Here is a 23,040-nt window from a genome sequence, read left to right as displayed (position 1 = left end):
CGGTGCCGGTCCTGGGGGACCGTGTGCCGCTCTCTTTCCAAGGGTGACTCCAGACAAGTCAAGTTCAAAATCAAAGGGCAGGCCAGAGCTTCAGGGTTTGAAGTTGTTGAGAGATTTTGGAAAGCCAGTCTTGAGTGATTGGGGATGCGATAGTAGTTAGACATGTGCCGGGCCGGGCTCTGTCTGGTGAAGGTCCGGCGTGGAACCCCAATCGCTACGGGAGCATTGAAATTGTTCAACAAGGCAATGGCTGTCGCGCTGTTCCTGGCCCCCTTCTTCCCCAGTGAAGCCCGTGATGGCATCAGTCCGGGCGGCGATGCGATGGCGGACGTGAACGCGGACGGGCGCGCCGATTTCATCTGGTATGAGTCGGCCGGCACCCTCCGTGTCGCGCTTTCCAATGGTTCGACCTTCTCGACATCTTCGACGTGGAGTTCCACGGCCTTTCCCACGGCCTACGGTGTCTGGTTCGCGGATGTGACGGGGGATGGCCGCGCTGACGCAATCGCTGTTCGGGAGTACCTGGATGGCGGTGCCATTCGCGTCATTGTCAGGCGCTCGAATGGCTCCTCCTTCCTTCCCGAGGAGGAGTGGTATTCGGAGGTCGGCTGGAGTGGCTGGACGCGCTTCGACTTCAAGGACGTGTCGGGCGATGGAAAGGCAGACTTCATCCTGAACCCCAACATCGTGGGTGGCAGCGGAATCTCGGTCGCGACCTCCAGCGGCACGGGGTTCAATACCCGAGCGGCCTGGACCAGCGTCGACTTCGTCGCGGATCGGGAAATCTACTACGAGGATGTGACGGGGGACGGCATCGCGGACGCCGTCGCGCACAACAATAGCAGCATCGTCGTCCGTCCTTCGTCGGGAAGTGCCTTCGGGACGGCTTCGACGTGGCTCTCGGTCAGCTTCACTGGGACCAAGGGCGTCTGGTTCCAGGATGTCACGGGGGATGGAAAGGCCGACGTCATCGTCGAGAACACGGATGGTGTGCAGGTCCGGGCGTCGAGCGGCACTGCCTTCCTCGGAAGCGGGTATTGGGCTTCGTCCCTGGGCGGGAATCTCCCGACCTGGGTCGCGGATGTGACGGGCGATGGAGAAGCCGACATCGTGTACCGGTACTACGCGGTGAGCGGTGTCTGCCCGCCATTCTGCCCTCCGGTGACGACCCAGTGGGGACGGGTGCGTCATTCCGATGGCTCGACGTTCCTGTCCGCCACCACCTGGTATTGATGGCGCCCTAATCCGGCGGAAGGCGCGCGAGGACGCGGCGCAGGTCCTCGCGCAATCGGTTCGCGTTCTTCCATCCGGGGCGCGCGGTGAGCACCGCTTCGGTGAGTGACAGTCCTTGCTGGAGTTGTTTCCGCGCGTCCTGTCCGGGGGCCTCCCGCCACGTGGCCCGGTCCCGGAGGAAGGCGCCGTAGGCCAATCGCTGCTCCAGGTTCGCGGGCTCCAGTTCCAGGGCCTTCTGGAAGGAGTCCGCCGCAAGCTGGAAGCCTTCGTCGGACGTCGAGCCCCGGGACGCCTTCCAGCGCGCGTCCACCGCCTGGGTCTCTCCCAGCCATCGCCACGCCTGCGCCAGGGACGGGTTGAGTTCCAGCGCCTTCGTCAGCGCCTCCGTGGCACGTGCGGTGTCAGGCCCTGGATTCCCACCGCGCTTCAGCGCGAACGCGGCCAGCGTCTGGTGCACCTGTCCCAGGTTGGCCCAAGGCTGCGCGAGTCCGGGCAGCAGGGTCGTCGCCTTCTGGAGCGCGGCCTGCGCTTGCTTCGCGCTCGCGGTGGGGTCTTCTCCTCGCGCCAACCGCCAGGTGGCGCGCCAGGCACGGACCTCGCCCAGGTTGTTGTGCGCGAAGCCCACGGTGGGGGCGGTGGTGATGGCCTGCGTGAAGGCTTGCTCCGCTTCGTCCAGCAGCGGCTCCGGCGCGTCGCCCCGGTCCCAGGCCTCGCGCGCCTGGTCGAGCAGGACGGTGCCCACGCCGTTCAGGAGCGGCGGCAGTCGCGGGTTGATGGCGACGCCCTTCCGGTAGCACTCCAACGCCCTTGCGAGTCCGGGGCCCGCGTCGCCGCCGTGGTCGCGCACGCGCAGCGCGAGCGTGCGGTGGACGTCCGCCAGGTAGAACCACGTCACGACGTGGCCGGGGTCCAGTTGGCTCGCATGCTCCAGCGACGCCCGGGCTTCCTCCAGGTCCTTGTCCGGCTCCAGGGCCCGGGGATGGTTCGCGCGGTTCACGTACGCGGTGCCCAGGTTGATCCACGCCTCCAGCCGCAGGCCGTCCCGCTTCCGCGCTTCCCGGAACGCGTCGATGGCCTTCCCCCGGAAGGGCAGTGAATCCCCGCCGCGTCCGTCCTCGGAGTCCGCCCACACCTTGAACACGAGGCCCAGGTCCAGGTGGAAGTCGTAGTCGCGCGCGGACTCGGGGATGGTGTCGAAGGCGGCCACCGCGGCGTGCAGTTGCTCGCGGGGATCCTCGCCCCGTCCCTGCCGGTAGCGGGCCCACTGCCACCAGCCCATCGCCAGCGCATGGCGCGCTTCCACCTTGTCGGGCGCGAGCTTCAGCGCCTCCTTCGCCGCGTCCAGGGTGCGGGTGAGCAGGGGTTCCACCTCGCCCCCGCTGCTGACGCGCACCTGGGCGAGCTGGCGGTGGAGGCGCGCTTCGAGCACCCACGTGTCCGCTTCGTCCGACGCCGCCACCCGCGCGCGCCACACGGCCTCCATGCCTTGCGTGTACGCGGGCTGCACGTCGCCCTGGCCGGAGAGCTCCAGCAGCAGGGCTTCCTGCTCCAGCTCCGCCCGCGCGCGGTGCACGGCGGACACGCTGCGTCCGATGTCGGCCGCCGTGTCGTAGGCGTGGCGGCCGGCGTCCAGGTCGTTCCGGGCCGCGTCGCGCTCGCTCGCCAGGGCGTGGCGCACGGCGCGGGCGAGCAGGATGTCACCCCGGAGCAGCGCGGCTTCATGGAACCACGGCAGGCGCGTGCCCAGTGCGTCCAGCGACTTCAGGGCTTCTTCGAAGCGGTCTTCGTAGAAGGCCCGGAGCGCGTCGGCGTATTCGGGCGCGGGCACCTCCGCGCCCTGGCCCTGCTTCAGGAACGCCAGCGCCGGGTCGCGCGAGCGCGCCAGGGCCTCCTTCCGCTTCGCCTCGCGTTGAGAGGCGTCCGGGATCCGGTCCGCCTCCAGCCGTTCGCGCTGATACCGATGCCCCAGCACCAGCGCGAGCGCGTACGCCACGCGGGGCTCGTGGTTCCCCGCGGCCCAGGCCGCCTCCAGGTGCTGGAGCGCCGCCGCGTCGTCTCCCAGCGCGAGGAACCCGCGTCCCAGCGCGTAGTGGCCCGGCCCGTCCGCCACGGTGCCGGCTTCTCGCATGGAGGCTTCGATGTCGCGCATGCGGGAGCGCATGGCCTCGCGGTCCGGCCGCGTGTCGTGCAGCGGCGCCTGTCCGGAGTAGCGGGCCTGGGCCTCGATGCGCTCCACGCCTTCGGTGAAGCGCCGGGTCAGGGCTTCGCGCCGGGCGACTTCCCTCCGCGCCATCACGCCCTGGCCCGCCGCGCCCGCCGCCGCGAGTCCGACGATGCTGGCCACCGCGACCGCGCGCCGGTGTCGGGCCACCCACTTGCGCACGCGGTACGCCGGGCCGGTGCGCGCGAGCACCCGTGCGCCGTCGAGGAACCGCTCCAGGTCGTCCGCCAGCGCTCGCGCGGAGTCGTAGCGACGGGCGCGGTCCTTCTCCAGGCACTTGAGGACGATGGCTTCCAGGTCGGCGGGAACCTCGGGGGCCAGCTCGCGCGGCGGGCGAGGCTCATGCGTGGCGATGCGACTGAACACCTCCAGGCCATTGGCACCGGGCACGGGGGCCTGGCCGGTGAGCAGGTGGTACAGCGTGGCGCCCAGGCTGTAGAGGTCCGCGCGCCGGTCCAGGCGGGTGACTTCGCCCCGGGCCTGTTCGGGGGCCATGTACTGGGGCGTGCCCATCACCGTGCCTGTGGCGGTGAAGCCTTCGCTCCCGGTCCAGTCGCGCGCCAGCCCGAAGTCCATGACGTAGGGGCGCAGGGCGCCGTCCTCCGCGCGCTCCACCAGGATGTTGGAGGGCTTGAGGTCGCGGTGGATGAGCCCCGCCTGGTGGGCCGCGTGAACGCCCAGCGCGGCGTCGCGCAGCACCAGCGCCTTCTGCTCCACGGACAGCAGGCCGGACAGGGCCTGCAGCGGCTGGCCCGCGACGTACTGCATGGCGATGTACGCGCGGCCCTGGACTTCTCCAACCTCGTACACGCGACAGACGCGCTCGTGGTCCACGCGGGCCTGCGCCCGTGCTTCGGCGACGAAGCGGCGTGACAGCTCCGGGTCTTCGTCGCGCACGAACTTCAGCGCCACGTCCCGGTGCAGCCGCACGTCGTGAGCGAGGAACACGCGCCCCATGCCGCCCTGCCCGAGGAAGCGCACGGGGCGGTAGCGTTCCCAGTACGGCACCGGGAACGCGGGGCCGTCCACGCTCGTGGGCGGAGCACCGCCCGGAGGCAGGGTGTCGTCGGGCCCGGGCCCCGCACCCTCGGGAGAGAGGGCGGGCTGTTCCCGGTCGCTGTCGGCCCTGTCCTCGCGCGGCTCATTTGATGCGGGGGGCTCCACCTCCATGGCCTCGGAGGTCGATGCGTCCTCTTCCGATGCCGCATTCGCCACGAGCTCCCGGCGCAGCGACACGAGCGAATCGACGGAGAGCCGTCCGCGCTCCACGAGGACCTGGAGCGGTGCGACACCGCGCCGTGCGGCCTCGTCGCGCAGGGCTTCCACGTCCTCACGCGAGAGCAGTCCCTCGGCCAGGGCGAGCTTCAGCTCCGCTTCGTTCTTCTCATGCACGCGAAGATGCCCCCATGGGAGCGGCAGCGTACCGGAGGGACCTGTCGCTACGCATCCCACGCGAGGACACATGCTGGACGCGCCACGGCTTGCGGCGGCGGGCCGCCCGTTCCCAAGATGGGTGCATGGGTTCCATGTGGGTCCTCGAAACGCCGCAGCCACCGCCCGACGCACGCATCGCCTACGGTGAGGCGCCGCAGCAGTTCACCGAGCTGCGCAAGCCCAAGGGCAAGGGCCCCCACCCGGTGGTGCTCTTCGTCCACGGCGGTTTCTGGCGCGCGGAGTACGGCCTGGAGCACGCGGGCCACCTGTGCGCGGACCTGGCGAAGCGCGGCTTCGCGACGTGGAGCGTGGAGTACCGGCGCGTGGGCCACGACGGCGGAGGCTTTCCCGGCACGCTGGAGGACGTCGCCTCCGCGGCGGATCATCTGGTGGACGCCGCGCCCTCGCTGGGCCTGGACCTGACGCGCGTGGTGGCGATGGGCCACTCGGCCGGCGGTCATCTGGCGATGTGGTTGGCCGCCCGCCACCGGCTCACCGCGCGCCAGCCGCTCTACCGCGACGCACCCCTCAAGCTGAAGGGCGTGGTGTCCCTGGCGGGCGTGGTGGACCTCGCAAGGGGCGCCGAGCTGAACCTGGGCAACGGCATCGTGAAGACCTTCATGGGCGGCACGCCAGAGCAGGTCCCTGAGCGCTACGCCGTCGCGTCCCCCGCCGCGCTCCAGCCGCTGAAGCTGCCGCAGGTGTTGCTGCACGGCACCGAAGACGACACCGTGCCCCTCACGATGAGCGAGGGCTTCCACGCCCGAGGCGTCCAACAGAAGGACCCGGTGCACCTCGTGCCGCTGAAGGGCGCGGGCCACTTCGAGCTCATCGATCCGCGTTCCAGGGAATGGCCCCGCGTGGTGCAGGCCGTACGGACCCTGCGCTGAGCGACCTCCGCGAGGCGGTGGACACGGCCCCCGGCGCCCGCCACCCGCGCACCCCACGTAATAGCAACCAGCCAGCCGTGCCCCCCGTGTCCCGCCTGATGTCCAGACGGGGCACAGGGGCCTTCCGTCCGGACGGGCCTTCGGATGCGCACCCTCTCCTCGGTCCCGACTCGGGGACGGGAGGAGCGTTCGCATGGCGACGATGGACGTGATGCGCGGGCCGGGGATGGAGCGGCTGTCGCGCGGGGCGAAGGAGGCCGCGAACCACCCCTGGGCGAAGAAGCTGGGGCGGATGGGCTACGCGGCGAAGGGCGCCGTCTACGCCATCATCGGGGTGCTCGCGCTGAAGCTGGCGGCGGGCGAGGGCGGCCGCGCCACGGACAGCCATGGCGCGGTGAGCACCGTGGCGCACGGGCCCTTCGGCATCGTGCTGCTGTCCGTGCTGGTGGCGGGCCTGCTGGGCTTCGTCGTCTGGCGCTTCGCCCAGGCGTTCGCGGACACCGAGGACAAGGGCTCCGACGCCAAGGGCATCGCCACGCGCGCCATGTACTTCGTCAGCGGCGCCATCTACGCGTCGCTGGCCCTGTTCGCGCTGAAGACCGTGGTGGGCGCTTCACAGGGCCGGAGCAAGGGGACTCAGGGCTGGACGGCGACGCTGATGGAGCAGCCCTTCGGCCGCGTCCTGGTGGCGCTCGTGGGCCTGGGCATCATCGGCTTCGCGGTGAAGCAGTTCCACAAGGCGTGGCAGGGGAAGTTCCTGGAGAAGCTCACGCTCACCGGCCTCGCGGCCCAGCAGCGTCATTGGGTGGAGCGGGTGTCGCGCTTCGGCATCGCCGCGCGCGGCGTGGTGTTCTCCGTCATCGGCATCTTCCTGGTCCGCTCCGCCGTGGATGCGAACCCGGGAGAGGCCAAGGGCCTGGGAGAGGCCCTGGCCGTCGTCGCCCGCCAACCCGCGGGCGACGTGCTCCTGGGGGTGGTGGCGGCGGGCCTGGTGGCCTACGCCGCCTACCTGTTCCTCCAGGCGCGCTACCGGCAGCTCTAGTGAGCCTCTAGAAGAGGTTCCAGAGGTACTGGTTCGTCACCTCGTGATGGAACTGGATCTCCGCTTCCTTCACGCGGGTGCCCAGCTGCTTGGGGCAGCGATCCGCGGAGCCGATCTTCAGCTCCGCGTACTTGCCCTGCACCGCCTCACCCAGCGTCTGGGCGATGAACTGGCTGCCCTTGAAGAAGCGGATCGCGTCGTAGATGTTGTCCGGCAGGAAGCGCGTGCGGCTGCGCTTGGTCTCCGCGTCCTCCTGCGGCTGCGGACCCTCCAGGCCGGTCTTCATCAGCGTGTAGAGCACCATGTACGGGTTGGCGTCCGGCGCCACCGAACGGCACTCGACGCGCGCGCTGCGCTCATTGCCAAACGGGATGCGCACCATGGCGCCGCGGTTGTTCGCGGAGGCCTTGATCTGGTTGGGCGCTTCGTAGTGCGGATCCAACCGGCGGTAGGAGTTCACGCTGGAGTTGAGGACGAGGCAGATGTCGTTCGCGTTGGTGAGGATGCGATCGATGAACTCCCACCCCATCTGCGACAGCCCGTCCTGGCCCGCCTTGTCATGGAACAGGTTCTTGTTGTTCTTCGACAGCGACATGTTGATGTGCATGCCGTTGCCGTTCACGCCGGTGACGGGCTTGGGCAGGAAGCTGGCGGTGAGGCCCAGCTGCGCGGCCACCTGACGGCAGAGCAGCTTGTAGAGCTGGATCTGATCGGCGGCGATGATCGCCTCGCTGTACGAGAAGTTCATCTCGAACTGGCTGGGCGCGACCTCCGGGTGGTCCTTCTCGTTCTGGAAGCCCATGGCGCGCTGTGCTTCGGCGGCCTTGTCGATGAAGGTGCGGAGCGCGTCGCCCGGCAGCGCGTGGTAGTAGCCGCCGATGGAGATGAACTCGAACTTGCCTTCCTCGTGGTAGTGGCGCTCGGCGTCACGGCTCTTGAAGAGGAAGCCTTCGATTTCCGGCGCCGCGTGGAACACGGTGCCGTCCTTCTGGAACAGCGCGTCGGTGGCGCGCTTGAGCTGCCCGCGCATGTCCGAGTGGTACGGCGTGCCGTCGCGCTCCAGCACTTCGCTGAACGCCAGCACCTTGCCGGGCCCGAAGATGTCCGAGGGCAGCCAGTAGAACGCGCCCCAGTCGATGTTCAGGCGCAGGTCGCTCTCCGCCTGCGCGGAGAAGCCGCGGATGGAGGAGCCGTCGAAGGTGAGGTTGTCCGCGCTCTTGAGCAGGAACTTCTTGTCGTAGTCCAGCATGTGCAGCCGACCTTCCAGGTCGGTGAAGCACACGGTGATGGCCTTGATGCGCTTCTCGTCGGTCAGGTACTTGATGCGCTCGTCGCGCATCTTCTCCGGCGACACGCGCTGGATGCGCTGTTCCTTCACCCGGAGGTTGAGCTCCTCCAGCTCGTCGTAGGGAATCTCAAGGAAGTCCCGCAGCGGCTTCTGCTCCATGTCCGTGCCTCCAGGCTGCGTCCCCCCACCGGGTTCCCGGCGAAGGGACATCAAAATCTCGCGCGCAGGTATTTACATTCCGCGCCTTGAAATCAAGCCTAAATTCTTCGGACTGAAGGTTAAAGGCCGTGTCGGGACTGCCACGAACGTCCCTACGTCAAGGGACGGGGGGCCTGACGCCCTGGCCAGTGGACAGTGCGCGCCGCGATGCGTCGTCGTCCTGTCCGCCTCTGGACGGGGGCTAGGGCAGCGGTTCCATCCCTTGCGGAGGCAGGACGGTGCCAGCGGGCCAGAGCACGTACGCGGCCCCCCGGGAGTGCTGCCAGGCACGCCACAGTTCGGCGCGCCGGTACGTGGTGCCGGTGGTTTCGTTGGAGGAGAAAGCAGGATCATTGACGACGACATCGCCGTCGGCGGTGAAGCCCTTCACGACGATGAGGTGGCCGTCGGTGCGGCGGGAGGCGCCTCCGGTGAGCTCTCCGGGTTCGTACGCGATGCTGATGCTCACGGGGATGCCGGCGGCGATGAGGCGCTCCACGGGGGCGAAGGAGTCGAAGCGGGCGACGAGTCCGTGCAGCGCGCCCTGGGACATGCCGGCGGCGTAGGCGGTGTTGAAGCTCCAGTTGCCGGTGCCCTTGTAGACCCAGTCGTAGGTGTGGGCGGCGGCGGTGGGCACGGGGTGCTCCAGGTCCGCGCGGGCCAGCTTCCGGCTCCAGTAGCCGAGCAGCATGGTGGTGGACGTGGGGGAGCACCAGACCTCGCCGCCGTCGGGGTAGATCATCTGCGAGTAGCCGGGCACCTCCAGCACGGTGCCCCACGCGGTGCGGTCCGCCGTTGCGTCCTCGGGCTTGCGGCGCGTGTCGGTGACGGCGGCGGCCAGTGAGCGCAGGCGCGGGCTTGCGTCCGGACGTTCGGAGAAGAGGAACACGGTGATGCGCAGGGCGTCCGCGCGGCGCTTCAGGTTGAGCGTGTCGGTGAGCACGTTGCCGTCCGCGTCACCCTGTCCGTCCACGCTGTGGCGCGCGACGGTGTCCGCGTCGAAGGCCCAGACGCCCAGCTCGTAGTCCTTCGTCCAGGTGCCCTCGATGCGCGCGGCGACGGTGAGCTTCACCCACGTGCCCGGAGGCGTCTGCGCGTCGAAGGACGGCACCATGCTGTCGAAGCCGCCGGGGACGGTTTGGACTTCGGAGGTGGCGGTGCCGAAGCGGAAGGTGCCGCCGTTGTAGAAGCTGCCGCCATCCAGCCAGCCGCCTGCGGGGAACGGGTCGCTGCCTTGCTTCGCGGTGGTGTCCAGCTCCAGCGCGCCGTCCGCGGCGACGCGAGTGCCGTCGCGGGTGAAGCGCGCCAGGTCGCCCGTCGCCGCGCCGCGCTGCCACAGGCGGGCGGGAGAGCCCGCTTCCGACGTCGGTGGGGCGTCCGGGGACGGGGACGAGGGCGAAGAGGCACAGGCCCAGACGAACGAGGCCAACAGGACGGCGGAGAAGACGCGAGCGCGGGCGTTCACACCCGCGATTCTCGCAAACGCGCGTGGGGGCTCACAAGGTGGAAACCAGGAAAGTCCGGTCGCGTACGGGTGTGCACCCGACGTGCGGCGTCGGCTTGCGTCATCGCTTGCGCGCAGGCCGCAGGTACTTGCGGAAGAGCGGACGCAGCTTCGCGTACTGGGAATCGTGCTGGACGGCGGGGAAGGGCTTTTCCGCGTCGGCGCCAGCTTCGAGCAGGAGCGGCAGCACGCGCACTCCGGGTTCATCGAGGGCGAGGAAGAGCGGCATGACGCTTTTGGGATGCTGGAGGTTCACGTCCATCCCGGTGCGGATCAACCGCTCCGTCGCCTCCCGGTGTCCGTGGAACACCGCTTCGTGCAGGGGCGCCCATTCGGAGGGCTTGTGGAGCCCGTCCAGCGAGGCACCCGCTGCGATGAGCACGTCCATCACCTTCACGTGGTTGCCCCGGGCCGCCAGATGGAGCGCGGTCGTCCCGGTGCGGCGGAGCGTCGCCTTCACCCTGGCTCCGGCCTTGAGCAACCGCTTCACGCGCGCGACGTTCCCGGTCGCGGCGGCTTCGTGCAACGGGGGGAGGGCTGGTGGCGGCCTTGGCTTCTTCGGGGCGGGCAGCCCGTGGGGCTGGAGGAGGGGACGCAGCAGGGCGTACTTCGCATCGTTGGCGATTTCGCGCAGCAGCGTCCGGGAGATGCGCTTGAGGCGGGCGCCCGCTGCCAGGAGCACCGGGACGACGTCCTCCCAGGCCTCCTCGTGCAGCAGGGCGGTGCCGAGCGGGGTGATTCCGTACTTGCCAGGCGTATCCACCGCCATGCCCGCGCCGAGCAGCTTCTCGACGACCTTCGCGTGTCCATGGGCCACGGCGGAGTGGAGCGCCGTCCAACCGAACCGACCGTGGGGCTGGCCCAGGGGCGCGCCCGCGGCCAGGAGCACCTTGACCACCGCGACGCGGCCTTCCCCCGCCGCCATGTCGAGCGGGGTCGACCTCGCGTTGCGGATCCTCGCGCCCACGTCCGCGCCCGCGGCGAGCAGCAGCTTCGCGGCTTCAAGCCGTCCGTTCATCGCGGCGTAGTGCAGCGCGGAGTACCCGGTGACGGGGTCCCTCGCGTCCGCGTCCACGCCGCGTGCCAGCAGGGCTCGCAGCTTCACGCAGTCCCCGCTGTCCGCCGCCGCCGACAGGCTCTGTTCGTCACCGCGAACCGAGAGGGATTTCGCCGGAGGCTTCTTACGCGGGGCGGCCTTGCGTGACGTCGGAGGCTTCAAGGGCTTCTGCGTCTTCGCGGTCATGGAGCCTGGGGCCTGGAGGGGCGTGGGGGCGCCGCACATGCTTCCGGGCTTCCCTTCCCGGAAGCAAGCGCGAGCCCTACGGATTGGAGAGGTCCAGGGCACGATCGTCCGGAACGGTCCACCCGTTCCCCTTCGTTGACCGGGGCCTGTCAGGCCCAGAGTTCCTGCTCCAGCGTGTCGAGCAGGCAGAGGGCGACCTCGGGCGTGGGCAGGCCCGCGGCGGTGACGAGCCCCGCGTCGAGCGGCACGGCGACCTCCGCGCGCAGCACGGCCACCGCCTGACGCTGGGCCTCGCGCAGCGTGTCCCGCTCCGAGTCGGAGAGGCGCGGACGGGCCCACTGGTCGATGTCCCAGGACAGGCCCGCGTGGCGCGTCTCGTCCTCCGCGATGCGCACCATGGCTTCGCGCACTTCGGCGTCCTGCGCGTGCAGGGCCTGGTGGTGGGCGACCAGCGCACCGTAGGTTTCGCGCACGCAACCCTCCACGGCATTGTCCAGGGCCACGTCGAGGAGCGGGCGCAGGGGCAGGGCGGTGACGACGGGGCGTTGGGGCGTGGCGCCGAAGCGGCGCGCGATGCGGCCCGTCACGTCGGTGTGCATCACTTCCTCCACGGCGCTGCGACGGGCCGCGTCCTGGAGGCCCGCGTCCGCGCCGTGCAGGGCCAGTTCCTCGCGCAGGCGTAGGAAGGCGTGGACGGAAGCCGCCTCCAGGTGCGCGGCCTCCGCGAAGTAGTGCCCCAGTGCGTCCGTGCTTTCACAGGCGTCCGCGTCCTGGAGGCCCGCGGGACGCCGGCCGATGGCGCAACTGCCGCTGCCCTTCTCCAGGGTGTGTTGCTGCTCCTCTGAGATGTCGCCAGAGGCGGACACCCTCAGCACGATTTGCTTCAGGGCTGAGTCCTCCCCACAGGCGTATCCCTGGGTACCGATGACATTGAAACTCCCGTCCGCGTTCGACTTCACCGCGCCCTGAACGATGTCGGAGCACTTCAGTGCATAGCCAGAGGCGGCGGTCAGGAGGGCGGCCTCCTGTTCGGTGTCGATGGGGCCCAGCAGCGCCTTGAGGGACTCCAGCGTTGAATACGTTTTCACCTCGTCGCCGAGCGTCGTGACCAGGAAGTAGTCCGGGCAGAAGTCCACGCAGTACGAGCGAAGGCCCTGCTCGACCCGCAGCTCCGCCAGGGCGCTCTGACAGGCGGTGGCGTCGGTGGCGGTCGCGCAGGCCTGACCGTAAGAGGAGACGGGTTGGGACTCACTCGCTGGCGAGCCCCTGTAGACGGAGCGGACCTGGAAGAAGTCCGGCGCGAAGGACAGTGACAGGTCGCTGATGGCGGGCGAATTGTTGTCGCATTCCACGGGCGAGTAGCCCCACAGATTCGCGGAGGATCCGCAGCCCGCGAGCACCAGCGGTGTGGCGAGCGAGGCGCGCAGGGCCCGCGAGAAGAGGTGGCGCAGTCGAATGGCATTCATGAACGGACTCACGGTCAAGGAGGTCTTGGGGACGACAGCGATGGGAAGGCCCGTCCTTCAACACCCGAGGTCTTCCCCTTGGATCATGGGGCAGCGCGATGTGTCCTCAGGCCCAGAGTTCCTGCTCCAGCGTGTCGAGGAGGCCGAGGGCGACCTCTGGCGTGGGCAGGCCCGCGGCGGTGACGAGGCCCGGGTCCAGCGCTACCGCGACTTCCGCGCGCAACGTCGCCACCGCCTGTCGCTGGGCTTCGCGCAGTGCGTCCCGCTCTGAGTCGCAGAGGCGCGGCCGGGCCCACTGGTCGATGTCCCAGGACAGGCCCGCGTGGCGCGTCTCGTCCTCGGCGATGCGCGCCATGGCCTCGCGCACCTCGGTGTCCTGCGCGTGCAGGGCCTGGTAGTGGGCCACCAGCGCACCGTAGGTTTCGCGCACGCAACCCTCCACGGCATTGTCCATGGCCACATCGAGGAGCGGACGCAGGGGCAGTGCTGTGACGACGGGCCGCTGGGGCGTGGCGCCGAAGCGGCGGGCGATGCGGCCCGTCACGTCGGTGTGCATCACTTCATCCACGGCGCTGCGACGGGCCGCGTCCTGGAGGTTCGCGTCGGCGCCGTGCAGGGCCAGCTCCTCGCGCAGGCGCAGGAAGGCGTGGACGGAGGCGGCCTCCAGGTGGGCGGCTTCCGCGAAGTAGTGCCCCAGCGCGTCCGTGCTCTCACAGGGGGCCGCGTCCTGGAGGCCCACGGGCCGCCGGCCGATGGAGCAGTTGTCGCTGCCCTTCTCCAGGACATGGCGCTCGACCTCGCGGAGCTCCCCGGAGGCGGACACCTCCAGCACGAGCTGATCCAACTGCGTGTCCTTCCCGCAGGCGTAGCCCTCGTAGGCAATGACATTGAAGGTGCCGTTCGCGTTCTTCTTCACCGCGCCCTGTTCGAGCGTCGAGCAGTTCAGGGGGTGGCCCGAGGCATAGGCGAGGAGCACGGCCTCCTCTTCGGTGTCGACAGTGCCCAGCAGGGACCTGAGGGCCTCCGGGGTCGGGTGCGTCTTCACCTCATCGCCGCGTGTGGTGACCAGGAAGGTGTGGGTAATGACACCGGGGCAGAAGCCCTGGCAGGTATCGGCGAAGCCCTCGGTGGTCGTCGCGTTCGCCAGGGCGGTCTGGCAGGCAGGGACGTCGGTGGCCGTCGCGCAGGGCTGGCCGGAGCTGGTGCGGGTATGGGCGTTCGTGGGTTCGGAGGCGTCGCCGAGGGTGCGAAGCTCGACGTAGTCCGGTGGGGGCGAAATCTTCAGGTCGCTGAGCGCGGGGACACCGTTGTCGCAGGTGATTTGCGAGTAGCCCTCCAGGTCCGCGGAGGAGCCGCAGCCTGCGAGCACCAGCGGGGTGGCGAGCGAAGTGCGCAGGGCCCGTGAGAAGAGGTGGCGCAGTCGGAGGGTGTTCATGGGCGGCCTTCCTGAAAAGAGGTGCCGGGCGCTACAGCAACAGCGATGCCAGCACTCCGTCACGAGGAGGAGGGCCCGGCTGGTGCGACGCCACGTGCGCGGAAAACCCAAGCAGGGCGACAGAATCCTGAGGGGGCCGGGCGCTCCGAGTCTTTTGCCCAGACGCTACCGGGCCGTCTTCCTGGCGACGGTCCGGGAGCGCTTCGGGGGCGGGGCCCGTCCAATGAGCGCGGACAGTCCATCCAGCACGCGTTCGAGCCCGAACCGGAAGGCGTGGTCGGGGTTGTAGGCGGCGCCATGAGCCTGGCCCGCGGCGGTGCCCACGCGGGAGGCGGTGGGGTAGCGCTCGGGGTCCGACATGCGCGCGAGCAGGGGCGCGTTCACCTGCCACCACGTCGCGTCGCTCATCTGGGATTCGAGGCGCGCGGCGCGCATGTCCGACGCGGCCCGGGCGCAGGACTCGACGAAGCCCAGCACGAACGTCAGCGCGGCATCCTGCTCCACGTCGCCCAGGCCCGTGCCTTCGAGGGCCTGGAGTTCGTACTCGTATTTGGCCAACTGCCCCGGGCCCAACGGCGGGCGCGTGGTGGACACGTCCGCGAGCCACGCGTGCGCGGTGAACAGGGCGCGGTTGTCATGGGCCACCGCCTCCAGGCGCGAGCGCCAGTTCCGCGTCTTCGGCTTGCGCCGGGCCATGCCCGCATGGAGGCCGTCGAGCATCAGGTCGATGAGCTCCGCCCGGCCGGGGACATACGTGTAGAGCCCCATGGGCGCGATGCCGAGCTTCCCAGCCAACGCCCGCATCGTCACCGCGTCCAGCCCTTCGGCGTCCGCCAGCTCCACCGCCGTGGCGACGACGGTGTCCACGGTGAGGCCTGGCTTCGGCCCACGCTGTCCCTTCAAAGGCGCGGCCTCCCGCCACAACAGCTCCAGCGTCCGTGTGGGGTCTCCCGCGCTGCTGCGATGCGATGCCATGCGGCGGATTCTTCCAACGCCGCGCCCTTGACGTGCAACTGCGTACGTCGTACGTAGATTTGGAGGTCCGTCAAACCCTGCTGGAGGATGACCATGCGAGTCACTGCTTCCGCCGTGTCCCTGAACGTCGATGACGTGGAGGCTTCCGCCACCTTCCTGAAGCAACACTTCGGCTTCACGGAGGCGATGTCCGCGGACGGCTTCGTGTCGCTCGCGCGGCCGGACGTTGGCTTCAACGTCTGCTACCTGCGCACCGGCCTGAAGTCGCTCAAGCCCGAGGCGCTGAAGACGCGCCGGGCGGAGGGGCTCATCGTCGCCTTCGTGGTGGACGACATCGACGCGGAATACGCGCGCATCCAGGCAGAGGGCGTGAAGGTGGTGACGCCCATCGAGACGGAGCCCTGGGGCGAGCGCTACTTCCAGGTCGCGGATGCGAATGGCGTCATCATCCAGTTGGTGCAGTGGATGCACGCACCCGGCGCCGCCTGAGTCGTCAGGACCGTGGCCAACTCCTGCCGGGCGCCCGAGCCGCCCGGTAGGGGTTTCCCCAGCGCTTGAGAGGACGCATAAAGGCAGCCAGGACGTTTGCCGGATGTCAGACTGAGTGGATAGCGTGCAGTCCATGCCGGACATCCGCCTGCCTGCCGAAGCGAAGTACAAGAACGAGTTGGACGCCCTCGCGGCGCATGACGACAAGCCCCGCCCACCGGGTTGGGCGCTGTCGCCCCGCGCGGTGGAGATGTACATCCTGGGAAGTCCCAAGCCCGTGGGAGGCGTGACCATCACGCCCAAGTACGTGGGTGACCGGGGCATCGTGCAGGTGTGCATCGCGACGCTGGCGTCGGACCGGGCGCTGATGCTGGTGGGTGAGCCGGGCACCGCGAAGAGCTGGCTGTCCGAACACCTCTCCGCGGCCGTCAGCGGCACGTCCGGACTCGTCGTGCAGGGCACGGCGGGGACCAGCGAGGACCACATCAAGTATTCGTGGAACTACGCGCTGCTGCTCGCGCAGGGGCCGTCACCGGAAGCGCTGGTGCCGTCGCCCATCCTGCGGGCGATGCGCACGGGCAAGTTCGCCCGCTTCGAGGAGGTGACGCGCACGTCGCCGGAGATTCAGGACTCGCTCATCTCCATCCTGTCGGAGAAGCAGGTGTCGGTGCCGGAGCTGGGGGAGATCACCAGCGCGCAGCGGGGCTTCAACCTCATCGCCACGGCGAACACGCGCGACCGTGGTGTCAACGAGATGAGCGCCGCGCTCAAGCGCCGCTTCAACTTCGTCACGGTGCCGGTGGTGGAGGACCTGGAGCAGGAGATTCAAATCGTCACCAAGCGCGAAGCGGAGCTGCGCACGGACTATCAGGTGGGCGTGCCCCCGCCGGAGGAGCTGTCGCGGGTGCTGCTGACGCTCTTCCAGGAGCTGCGCAAGGGCGTGACGAAGGACGGCAAGACGAAGGTGCGCACCCCGGGGGCGGTGCTGTCCACGGCGGAGGCCATCAGCGTGCTGTTCAACAGCGCCATCCTCGCGCAGCAGTTCGGCTCCGGCACGGTGACGGCCCAGGAGCTGGCGGCCTCGCTGGTGGGCGCGGTGGTGAAGGAGCAGGAAGACGACGTGAAGGCGCTGCGCGAATACATGGAGACGGTGGCCAAGGGCCGGCCGGGTCCGTGGAAGGACCTGTACACCGCGAGCAAGAAGCTCCTGAGGGGCTGATGGACTTCGCCCTGCTCTCCCGGGTGCAGCACTTCCCGGTGCGTCACCACTCGCCGCGCACCACCGCCGTGCTCCAGCGTTGGCTGGAGCGGGTGAAGCCCGAGGTCGTCCTCGTGGAAGGGCCCTGCGACGCCACGGGCATGGTGGACGTGCTGTGCGACGCGCAGACCCGGCCGCCCGTGGCCATCCTGGGCTACCGCACGGACGGGACGCCTTCGTCCTCGCTGTGGCCCTTCGCCGCCTATTCGCCGGAGTACCAGGCGCTCAAGTGGGCCCGGGCGAATGGCGCGCGCGTGGAGTTCATCGACATCCCGGTGGGCGTCAGCCTCGCGGTGGACCGCGACGCGCCCGGGCTGGGATTGGAAGCGGAGGTGACGGAGAGGGGCGCGGCGGCTCCCGACGACACGGTGCCCCTGACGGACGCCTTCGCGCGCTCCCAGGGCTACCGCTCGTTCGAGGAGTTCTGGGAGGCGGCCTTCGAGGCGCCGGACTGGAGCCCGGAGCAGTTCCGGCCGGTGCTGCTGGCCTGGGCGGACGTCATCAACGCGGGTCCCCGGCAGGGCTACCACCGCCAGCGCGACGCCTTCATGGCGCGCAAGGTGCTGGAGGTGGTGGCGGGCGGCGTGGCCCCGGAGAAGGTGGCGGTGGTGGCGGGCGCGGCGCACATCGCGGCCTTCGTGGCCAACGACGTGGATCCCGCGCTGGAGGCGAAGCTGCCGGCGGGTGTGCCCTGCGCGGTGACGGTGATTCCGTTCAGCTTCCCCCGGCTCGCGGAGCAGTTGGGCTACGGCGCTGGCAACCGGGCGCCGCACTTCTACCAGAAGGCCCACGACGCCCACTGTGACTTCCGGCGCGCCACGCTGGAGGTGCTGCTGGACTTCGCCAGCCACCTGCGGATGCGCGGCTTCACCGCGTCGCTTTCGGACGTGCTGGAGGCGTACCGGCTGGCGGTGATGCTGTCGGACCTGCGGGAGAAGAGCGCGCCCGGTCTGGATGAGCTGCGCGAGGCGACGGTGGCCACGCTGTGCCGGGGCGACGCGACGCACGTGGACGGCTTCCTGTGGAAGAGCGTCATCGGCCATCAGGTGGGGCAGGTGGCGAGCCGCATCGGACAGAACTCGTTGCAGGCGGAGTTCTGGCATGAGGTGGGCGAGCGTCGGCTGCCGCGCACGGACAGCCCGGAGAGCTTCGCGCTGCGCCTCAACAACGAGGTGGAGGTGGGCTCCTCCGTGTTCCTCCACCGGCTGCGCGTGGCGGGGATTCCCTACGCGACGCTGTCGGGCACGGGCTCGCGTTCGCAGGCGGCGACCGAGGCCGGGGGCTACGCGGCGCTGACGCGGGTGCGCGAGTCCTGGCAGGCGCAGTGGACGCCGTCCACGGACGTGGCGCTTGTGGAGAAGATCGTCCTGGGCGACTCGCTGGAGGGCGTGACGACGCGCGTGCTCCAGGAGCGGTTGAACCTGGCGAAGACGACGGCCGAGGCGGCGGACGTGCTGCTGGAGTCCGTCATCACCGGCTGTCCCCAGACGGTGGCCTCCGCGCTCCGGGCCTGTGACGCGCACGCGGCCACGGACGCGGACCTGCCCTCGCTGGCGTCGGCGGCGCGGGCGCTGTCGGGGCTGATGGCCTACGGCACCTCGCGGGCGCACTCGGAGGTGGGCGACGAGGCCGTGGCGTCGCTGGGTGAGAAGACCTTCGGCCGGGCGCTGCTGCGCGTGCGCGAGGCCAGCGTGTGCGACGCCGAAGCGGTGCCCAGGGTGCTGGAGGCGCTGCGCACGCTGCACGAGGTGGCGCTGTCCCAGCCGCGCGCGGACAAGGCGGGCTGGTACGTGGAGGCGCGGGGGCTGATGGCGAGCCACGCGGTGCATCCGGCGACGTCAGGGCTCGCGACGGGCCTCCTGTACCTGGCGCGGGAGCTGCCCGAGTCCGACGTGGCGCTGGAGGTGGGGCGCCGGTTGTCGCTGGCGGTGGAGCCGGCGGACGCGGCGGCATACCTGGAGGGCTTCCTCCAGGTGAACGCGCTGGTGCTGGTGAAGAGCCGCGAGGTGGTGAAGGCGCTGGACGACTTCCTCTGCGGCGTGGAGCCGGAGCGCTTCGTGCAGACGCTGCCGGTGCTGCGGCGTGCGCTGGGCACGCTGGGGGCCACGGAGCGGCGCTACCTGATGGAGAACGTGATGGGCGCGCGGCAGTTGAAGGACAAGGGCCGCGCGGTGAAGGCCGTGCTGGAAGAGAAGGACAAGGAGACGTTGAAGGACATGAGCGCGGAGCTGGGCAAGGCGCTCGATGATCTGGACGACCTGCTATGAGCGTGGACCCCAAGGACCTGGAACCGAAGGACCGCGACGCGCTCTTGCGCTGGCGGCTGGCGCTGGGCCCGGAGGCGGAGAAGACGGGGTCGTGTCCGTCGCTGGGCGGGCTGGGCGGCGGCGCGACCGCGCTGGGCCTGGCGGACGGGGACCTGGAGGAGCTGGATGACACGCTCTCCTTCGTCTACGGCGAACGGTCCGCGGGCCGGGGCGGCTCCAAGCCCTACCTGCCCAAGTGGCTGGGCTCGCTGCGCGACTTCTTCAAGGACGACGTCATCGCGCTGGTGCAGAAGGACGCCATCGAGCGCAAGGGCCTCACGCAACTGCTCTTCGAGCCGGAGACGCTGCCGTTCCTCGACAAGAACGTGGAACTGGTGACGACGCTCGTCAGCGCGCGCGGCCTCATCCCCGACCAGGCGAAGGACCTGGCGCGCGGCATCATCCGCGAGGTGGTGGAGGACCTGAAGAAGAAGCTGGAGTCCCCCCTGCGCACGGCGGTGCTGGGTGCGCTGCGGCGGGACCGGACGAGCCCCATCCCCATCGCGCGCAACATCGACTGGCGGCGGACCATCCGCTCCAACCTGAAGGGCTGGGACGCTGAGAAGAAGCGGCTCATCCCGGAGCGCTTCTACTTCTGGCCCAACCAGCGCCGGCACCACGAGTGGGACGTGACGCTGGTGGTGGACCAGTCCGGCTCCATGGCGGAGAGCGTGGTGTACAGCTCCGTGATGGCGGCCATCTTCGCGTCGCTGGACGTGCTGCGGACCAGCCTCGTCCTGTTCGACACGGAGATCGCGGACATGACGCCGGTGCTGGCGGACCCCGTGGAGGTGCTCTTCTCCGCGCAACTGGGCGGCGGCACGGACATCAACCGGGCGGTGGCCTACGCGCAGGAGCACTACGTGCGCCGGCCGGAGAAGACGCTCTTCATCCTCATCACCGACCTGTACGAGGGCGGCAACGCCGAGGAGCTGGTGGCACGGCTGCGGCAGTTGGTGGACTCGCGCGCCCGGGTGCTGTGCCTGCTGGCGCTGTCGGACAGCGGCCGGCCTTCGTATGACCACGCGATGGCGGAGCAGCTCACCGCGCTGGGGATTCCGTGCTTCGGGTGCACGCCCAAGAAGCTGGTGGACGTGGTGGAGCGGGTGATGCGCAACCAGGACCTGACGCCGCTCATCGCGTCCACGAACAAGGAGAACCGTCATGGCTGACGTGCGGCCCGTGATTGGAATGGGAGCGCTGCTGGAGATCATCAGCGACAAGGCGGAGCTGGCCAAGGGTGCGTCGCTGTTCGACGGCAAGCAGTTGGCCAACCTGTCGCGCTACCAGAACCGGCTGTTCGCGGACGCGGCGGGCTCCGGGGCGACGCCCTACAAGGTCTCGCTGGTGTTCGGCGAGGCGCGCTCGGACGTGAAGGGGCGCTGCTCGTGCATGGCGGCGCGCTCGCGTCCGTTCTGCAAGCACGCGGCGGCCCTGCTGGTGGCGTGGGCCCGCGCGCCGGACGCCTTCGTGACGGCGGAGTCGGCACCGGTGGCGTCGGGCGGCACCGGCACGAAGAAGAGCGTGAAGAAGGGCAAGGCGGAGACCGGCGAGCTGATGAAGGCGGGCGTGGCGCAGGTGTCCACGCTGGTGCGGGAGCTGGGCCTGTCGGGCGTGGCGTCGCTGGGGGCCGAGCGGCCCGAGCAGGTGCGCGCGCTGGGCGAGGCGCTCCGGGCCAACGGCCTGCGGCGGCTGTCGGCGCGCGCGGTGGAGCTGGCGGGCCTGCTGGACGCGGCGGTGGCGCGCACGGGGACGTTCGAGGCACCGGCGTTCACGGACCTGGTGGCGGACATGCTGCTCACGGCGCGCAAGGTGGAGAAGCACCTGGGTGGCGACGCGTTGGAGTCCCGCCACGTCGAGGAGCTGATTGGCAAGACGTGGACGAAGAAGGACCGCGCGCCCGTGACGGGGCTGACGCTGGTGGAGTACGCGTTCTCCTCGCGCGTCACGCCGGACCGGTTCCTCATCCGCGAGAGTCGCTTCGTGGACCTGGTGTCGGGCGGGCACTACAGCGAGAAGCAGATCCTCCCCGCGATGCTCAAGACGGTGGTGCCCAAGAAGAGCCACGCGGGCTACGTGCTCCAGGGCGCGACGGGCGGGCAGTACCCGGGCTTCGCGCCGCACCGGCTGGACCTGGAGGAATGGACGGGCGGTTCGCCGGTGGACCGCAAGCCCTTGGAGAGGTTGCTGGAGGTGGCGCTGCCGGACGTGAGCGCGGCGATGGCCGCCTTCCAGGAGCACCGCAAGGACGTGTTCGCGCCGGACCTGCTGCCGGTGGCGGTGCGGGTGGAGACGCTGCTGGCCAGCGGGTCCCGCTCGCAGTTCGTGGACGCCGCAGGCCGGGCGCTCTTCCTGCCCGCGGATGCTTCGCTGGAGGAGCCGCTGTCCGCGGCGTTGGAGGGCTCGAAGCTGCTGGCGGTCTTGGGCGACGTGGGCCTGGAAGCGGCGCTGCCCACGCTGTTCCCGTCGGCGGTGCTGGTGGAGACGCCGGAAGGCCTGGGGCTGCGCGCGCTGGGACGGGCGGAGGATGCACCCGTGCTGTCCCGGCGGCGGGGCCGGGTGCGGCCCCCCGTGACGCCGAGCGCCCTGCCTCGCAGTGGTTGGGCGGAGGCGGCCCGGGCGGCGGGGGCTTCCCGCGCGGCGATCGCGCTGGCGGAGGTGCGGGATGAGCTGGCGGACGCCTTCGCCAGCGGGCTCGCGGCGGTGGGGACGCGGACGGTGGAGCCGCTGGTGGCGCGGCTGCGGGAGCTGGGCCTGGAGAAGCCGGGGGCGCTGCTGGAGGCCCTGGCGCAGCGGCCGGACCCGGGCGAGCGGCTGGACGACTTCATCAAGGTCTACCAGGTGTTGGGCATCGCGCTGGTGCGGCTGTCCGGCGCGGTGCAGGTGGAGGTCTCCGCGCTGGAGTCCGTGCCCACGCACCCGAGCATCCACGTGCAGCGGCCGGAGGTCGCGCTGTCGCCGGGTGAGGCCATGGTGCGCCGCGCGCGCGGGGAGCTGACGCGCTACGAAGCGGCGGCGCACGCGGCGCGCTACTACGCCAGCCTGGGCGTGGACGCGCTGATGCGGGACTACTACCCGACGTGGAGCGACGGGGCGGCGAGCGCCTTCGTGGCGCGCGTGGTGGCGACGCGAGGCGAGGCGGCGCTGGAGTCCGTGAAGGGCGCGCTGGCCGAACACCACAGCCGCATGGTGCGCCGCACGGCCCTGCGCACCCTGGGCGCGATGGGGGGACCGCAGGCGAGGCGCGAGCTGGATGCGATGACCCGTGGCGGCCACGACGCGGGCCTGCGCCTCTTCGCGAAGGAGACCCTGGAGGATGTCCGCTCCCGGGAGTCGGGTGAGGCGGCGGTGGCGGAGTTGATGCGCGTCCGCCGCGAGAAGGTGCAGCCGTTCGCGCAGGCGGCGCTGTCCGAGTCGACGAAGGAGGCGCGCGCGGCGGCGGTGAACACGCTGGCGGACCACGGCGCGGTGGCGATGCCCGTGCTGCGCCAGGTGCTGTACGGGGACCCCTCGCGCGAGGTGCGGCGGGACGCGGCGCAGGCGCTGGCGCGGATGGGCGACTCGGAGGTCATCGACCGGTTCGTCAACATGGTGCAGGCGCGCAGCGGGAACGACGACGAGGCGAAGACCGCTGTATACGCCCTGGGCATGCTGGGGGATGTGCGGGGCGCGGAGGCCCTGCTCGCGGCGTTCGCGGACGGGTGGAAGCCCGGCGTCGTCGCGGAGTCCATGCGCACGTTGGGACTGGCGCTCCTTCAGCCCGCGCTGAACCTGGCGGAAGCGCGCCCGGAGGTGCTGGAGCGGCAGGCCCTGCGCGGCCTCTTCGAGACCTTCCCCACGGTCGCCCTGGTGAAGGAGCTGCTCGCGCGCGTGGAGGCGTCGCTCGAACACCCGGACCTCGTTGACCGGGCGGCCGTGTACCTGAAGCTGGCGGCGCAGAACGCGGCGGCAGGAAAGCAGGTCGCCGCTCGACTCCTGGAGCTTCCCGCTGTGTCCGGGGACAAGGCCCTGGCCCGGCTGGCGAAGAAGGTCCTGGGATGAAGCCGGGGCCCGCCGCC

At 70.3% G+C, this 23,040-nt stretch carries 15 protein-coding genes; 8 read left to right on the top strand and 7 right to left on the bottom strand.

Going from position 1 to position 23,040, the window contains the following annotated elements; translation table 11 throughout:
* Window positions 1–231: 231 nt before the first annotated feature.
* Window positions 232–1,233 carry an FG-GAP repeat domain-containing protein gene (locus OV208_RS24590; RefSeq protein WP_267576316.1) on the top strand — a complete coding sequence of 334 codons (1,002 nt, stop codon included), beginning with the start codon at window positions 232–234 and terminating at the stop codon, window positions 1,231–1,233.
* A gap of 7 nt (window positions 1,234–1,240) precedes the next feature.
* Here the strand turns inward: OV208_RS24590 and OV208_RS24585 are convergent, their stop codons facing one another.
* The gene (locus OV208_RS24585; protein WP_267576315.1) at window positions 1,241–4,846 is read right to left on the bottom strand and encodes a protein kinase domain-containing protein; all 3,606 of its coding nucleotides are present in this window, start codon (window positions 4,844–4,846) and stop codon (window positions 1,241–1,243) included.
* Window positions 4,847–4,971: 125 nt separating this feature from the next.
* On the opposite strand from OV208_RS24585, the gene OV208_RS24580 reads away from it, so the two are divergent.
* Window positions 4,972–5,778, top strand: coding sequence for an alpha/beta hydrolase family protein (locus OV208_RS24580; RefSeq protein ID WP_267576314.1), 807 nt, complete (start codon window positions 4,972–4,974; stop codon window positions 5,776–5,778).
* Between the two features lie 193 nt (window positions 5,779–5,971).
* Entirely contained in the window at window positions 5,972–6,820 is an 849-nt protein-coding gene (locus OV208_RS24575; RefSeq protein ID WP_267576313.1) for a DUF1206 domain-containing protein, read from the top strand.
* Between the two features lie 7 nt (window positions 6,821–6,827).
* Here OV208_RS24575 and OV208_RS24570 read toward each other — a convergent pair whose 3' ends face one another.
* The 6 genes from OV208_RS24570 to OV208_RS24545 all read right to left on the bottom strand — a co-directional run bounded on the left by OV208_RS24570 (window position 6,828) and on the right by OV208_RS24545 (window position 14,929).
* Window positions 6,828–8,267 (bottom strand): glutamine synthetase family protein, encoded by a 1,440-nt coding sequence (locus OV208_RS24570; protein ID WP_267576312.1) that lies wholly within the window; start codon window positions 8,265–8,267, stop codon window positions 6,828–6,830.
* Between the two features lie 241 nt (window positions 8,268–8,508).
* Window positions 8,509–9,771, bottom strand: coding sequence for a C39 family peptidase (locus OV208_RS24565; RefSeq protein ID WP_267576311.1), 1,263 nt, complete (start codon window positions 9,769–9,771; stop codon window positions 8,509–8,511).
* Between the two features lie 100 nt (window positions 9,772–9,871).
* Window positions 9,872–11,092: an ankyrin repeat domain-containing protein gene (locus tag OV208_RS24560; protein WP_267576310.1), complete on the bottom strand. Its 1,221-nt coding sequence runs from the start codon at window positions 11,090–11,092 to the stop codon at window positions 9,872–9,874.
* Between the two features lie 110 nt (window positions 11,093–11,202).
* Window positions 11,203–12,519: a ferritin-like domain-containing protein gene (locus OV208_RS24555; protein WP_267576309.1), complete on the bottom strand. Its 1,317-nt coding sequence runs from the start codon at window positions 12,517–12,519 to the stop codon at window positions 11,203–11,205.
* Window positions 12,520–12,625: 106 nt separating this feature from the next.
* A complete protein-coding gene (locus OV208_RS24550) occupies window positions 12,626–13,954 on the bottom strand; it encodes a ferritin-like domain-containing protein (protein WP_267576308.1) in 1,329 nt (442 codons plus the stop codon).
* Window positions 13,955–14,119: 165 nt separating this feature from the next.
* Entirely contained in the window at window positions 14,120–14,929 is an 810-nt protein-coding gene (locus OV208_RS24545) for a TetR/AcrR family transcriptional regulator C-terminal domain-containing protein (RefSeq protein WP_267576307.1), read from the bottom strand.
* 93 nt (window positions 14,930–15,022) lie between these two features.
* Here OV208_RS24545 and OV208_RS24540 point away from each other — a divergent pair, with 93 nt between their 5' ends.
* The 5 genes from OV208_RS24540 to OV208_RS24520 all read left to right on the top strand — a co-directional run bounded on the left by OV208_RS24540 (window position 15,023) and on the right by OV208_RS24520 (window position 23,023).
* Window positions 15,023–15,418 carry a VOC family protein gene (locus tag OV208_RS24540; protein ID WP_267576306.1) on the top strand — a complete coding sequence of 132 codons (396 nt, stop codon included), beginning with the start codon at window positions 15,023–15,025 and terminating at the stop codon, window positions 15,416–15,418.
* 133 nt (window positions 15,419–15,551) lie between these two features.
* Complete coding sequence (locus tag OV208_RS24535; RefSeq protein ID WP_267576305.1) at window positions 15,552–16,637, top strand: ATP-binding protein; 1,086 nt, start codon at window positions 15,552–15,554, stop codon at window positions 16,635–16,637.
* Window positions 16,637–18,943, top strand: a complete 2,307-nt coding sequence (locus OV208_RS24530; protein ID WP_267576304.1) for a DUF5682 family protein — start codon at window positions 16,637–16,639, stop codon at window positions 18,941–18,943. Before OV208_RS24535 ends, OV208_RS24530 begins: the two co-directional genes overlap by 1 nt.
* Window positions 18,940–20,154 (top strand): VWA domain-containing protein, encoded by a 1,215-nt coding sequence (locus OV208_RS24525; protein ID WP_267576303.1) that lies wholly within the window; start codon window positions 18,940–18,942, stop codon window positions 20,152–20,154. The genes OV208_RS24530 and OV208_RS24525 overlap by 4 nt, the downstream gene beginning before the upstream one ends.
* A complete protein-coding gene (locus tag OV208_RS24520) occupies window positions 20,147–23,023 on the top strand; it encodes a HEAT repeat domain-containing protein (protein ID WP_267576302.1) in 2,877 nt (958 codons plus the stop codon). Before OV208_RS24525 ends, OV208_RS24520 begins: the two co-directional genes overlap by 8 nt.
* The last annotated feature ends 17 nt before the right edge of the window (window positions 23,024–23,040 follow it).

It is taken from the genome of Corallococcus sp. bb12-1, assembly GCF_026626765.1.
Taxonomy (GTDB): domain Bacteria; phylum Myxococcota; class Myxococcia; order Myxococcales; family Myxococcaceae; genus Corallococcus; species Corallococcus terminator.
Note: the sequence above shows the minus strand (reverse complement) of the source record. Positions and strands in the feature narration are given on the sequence as shown.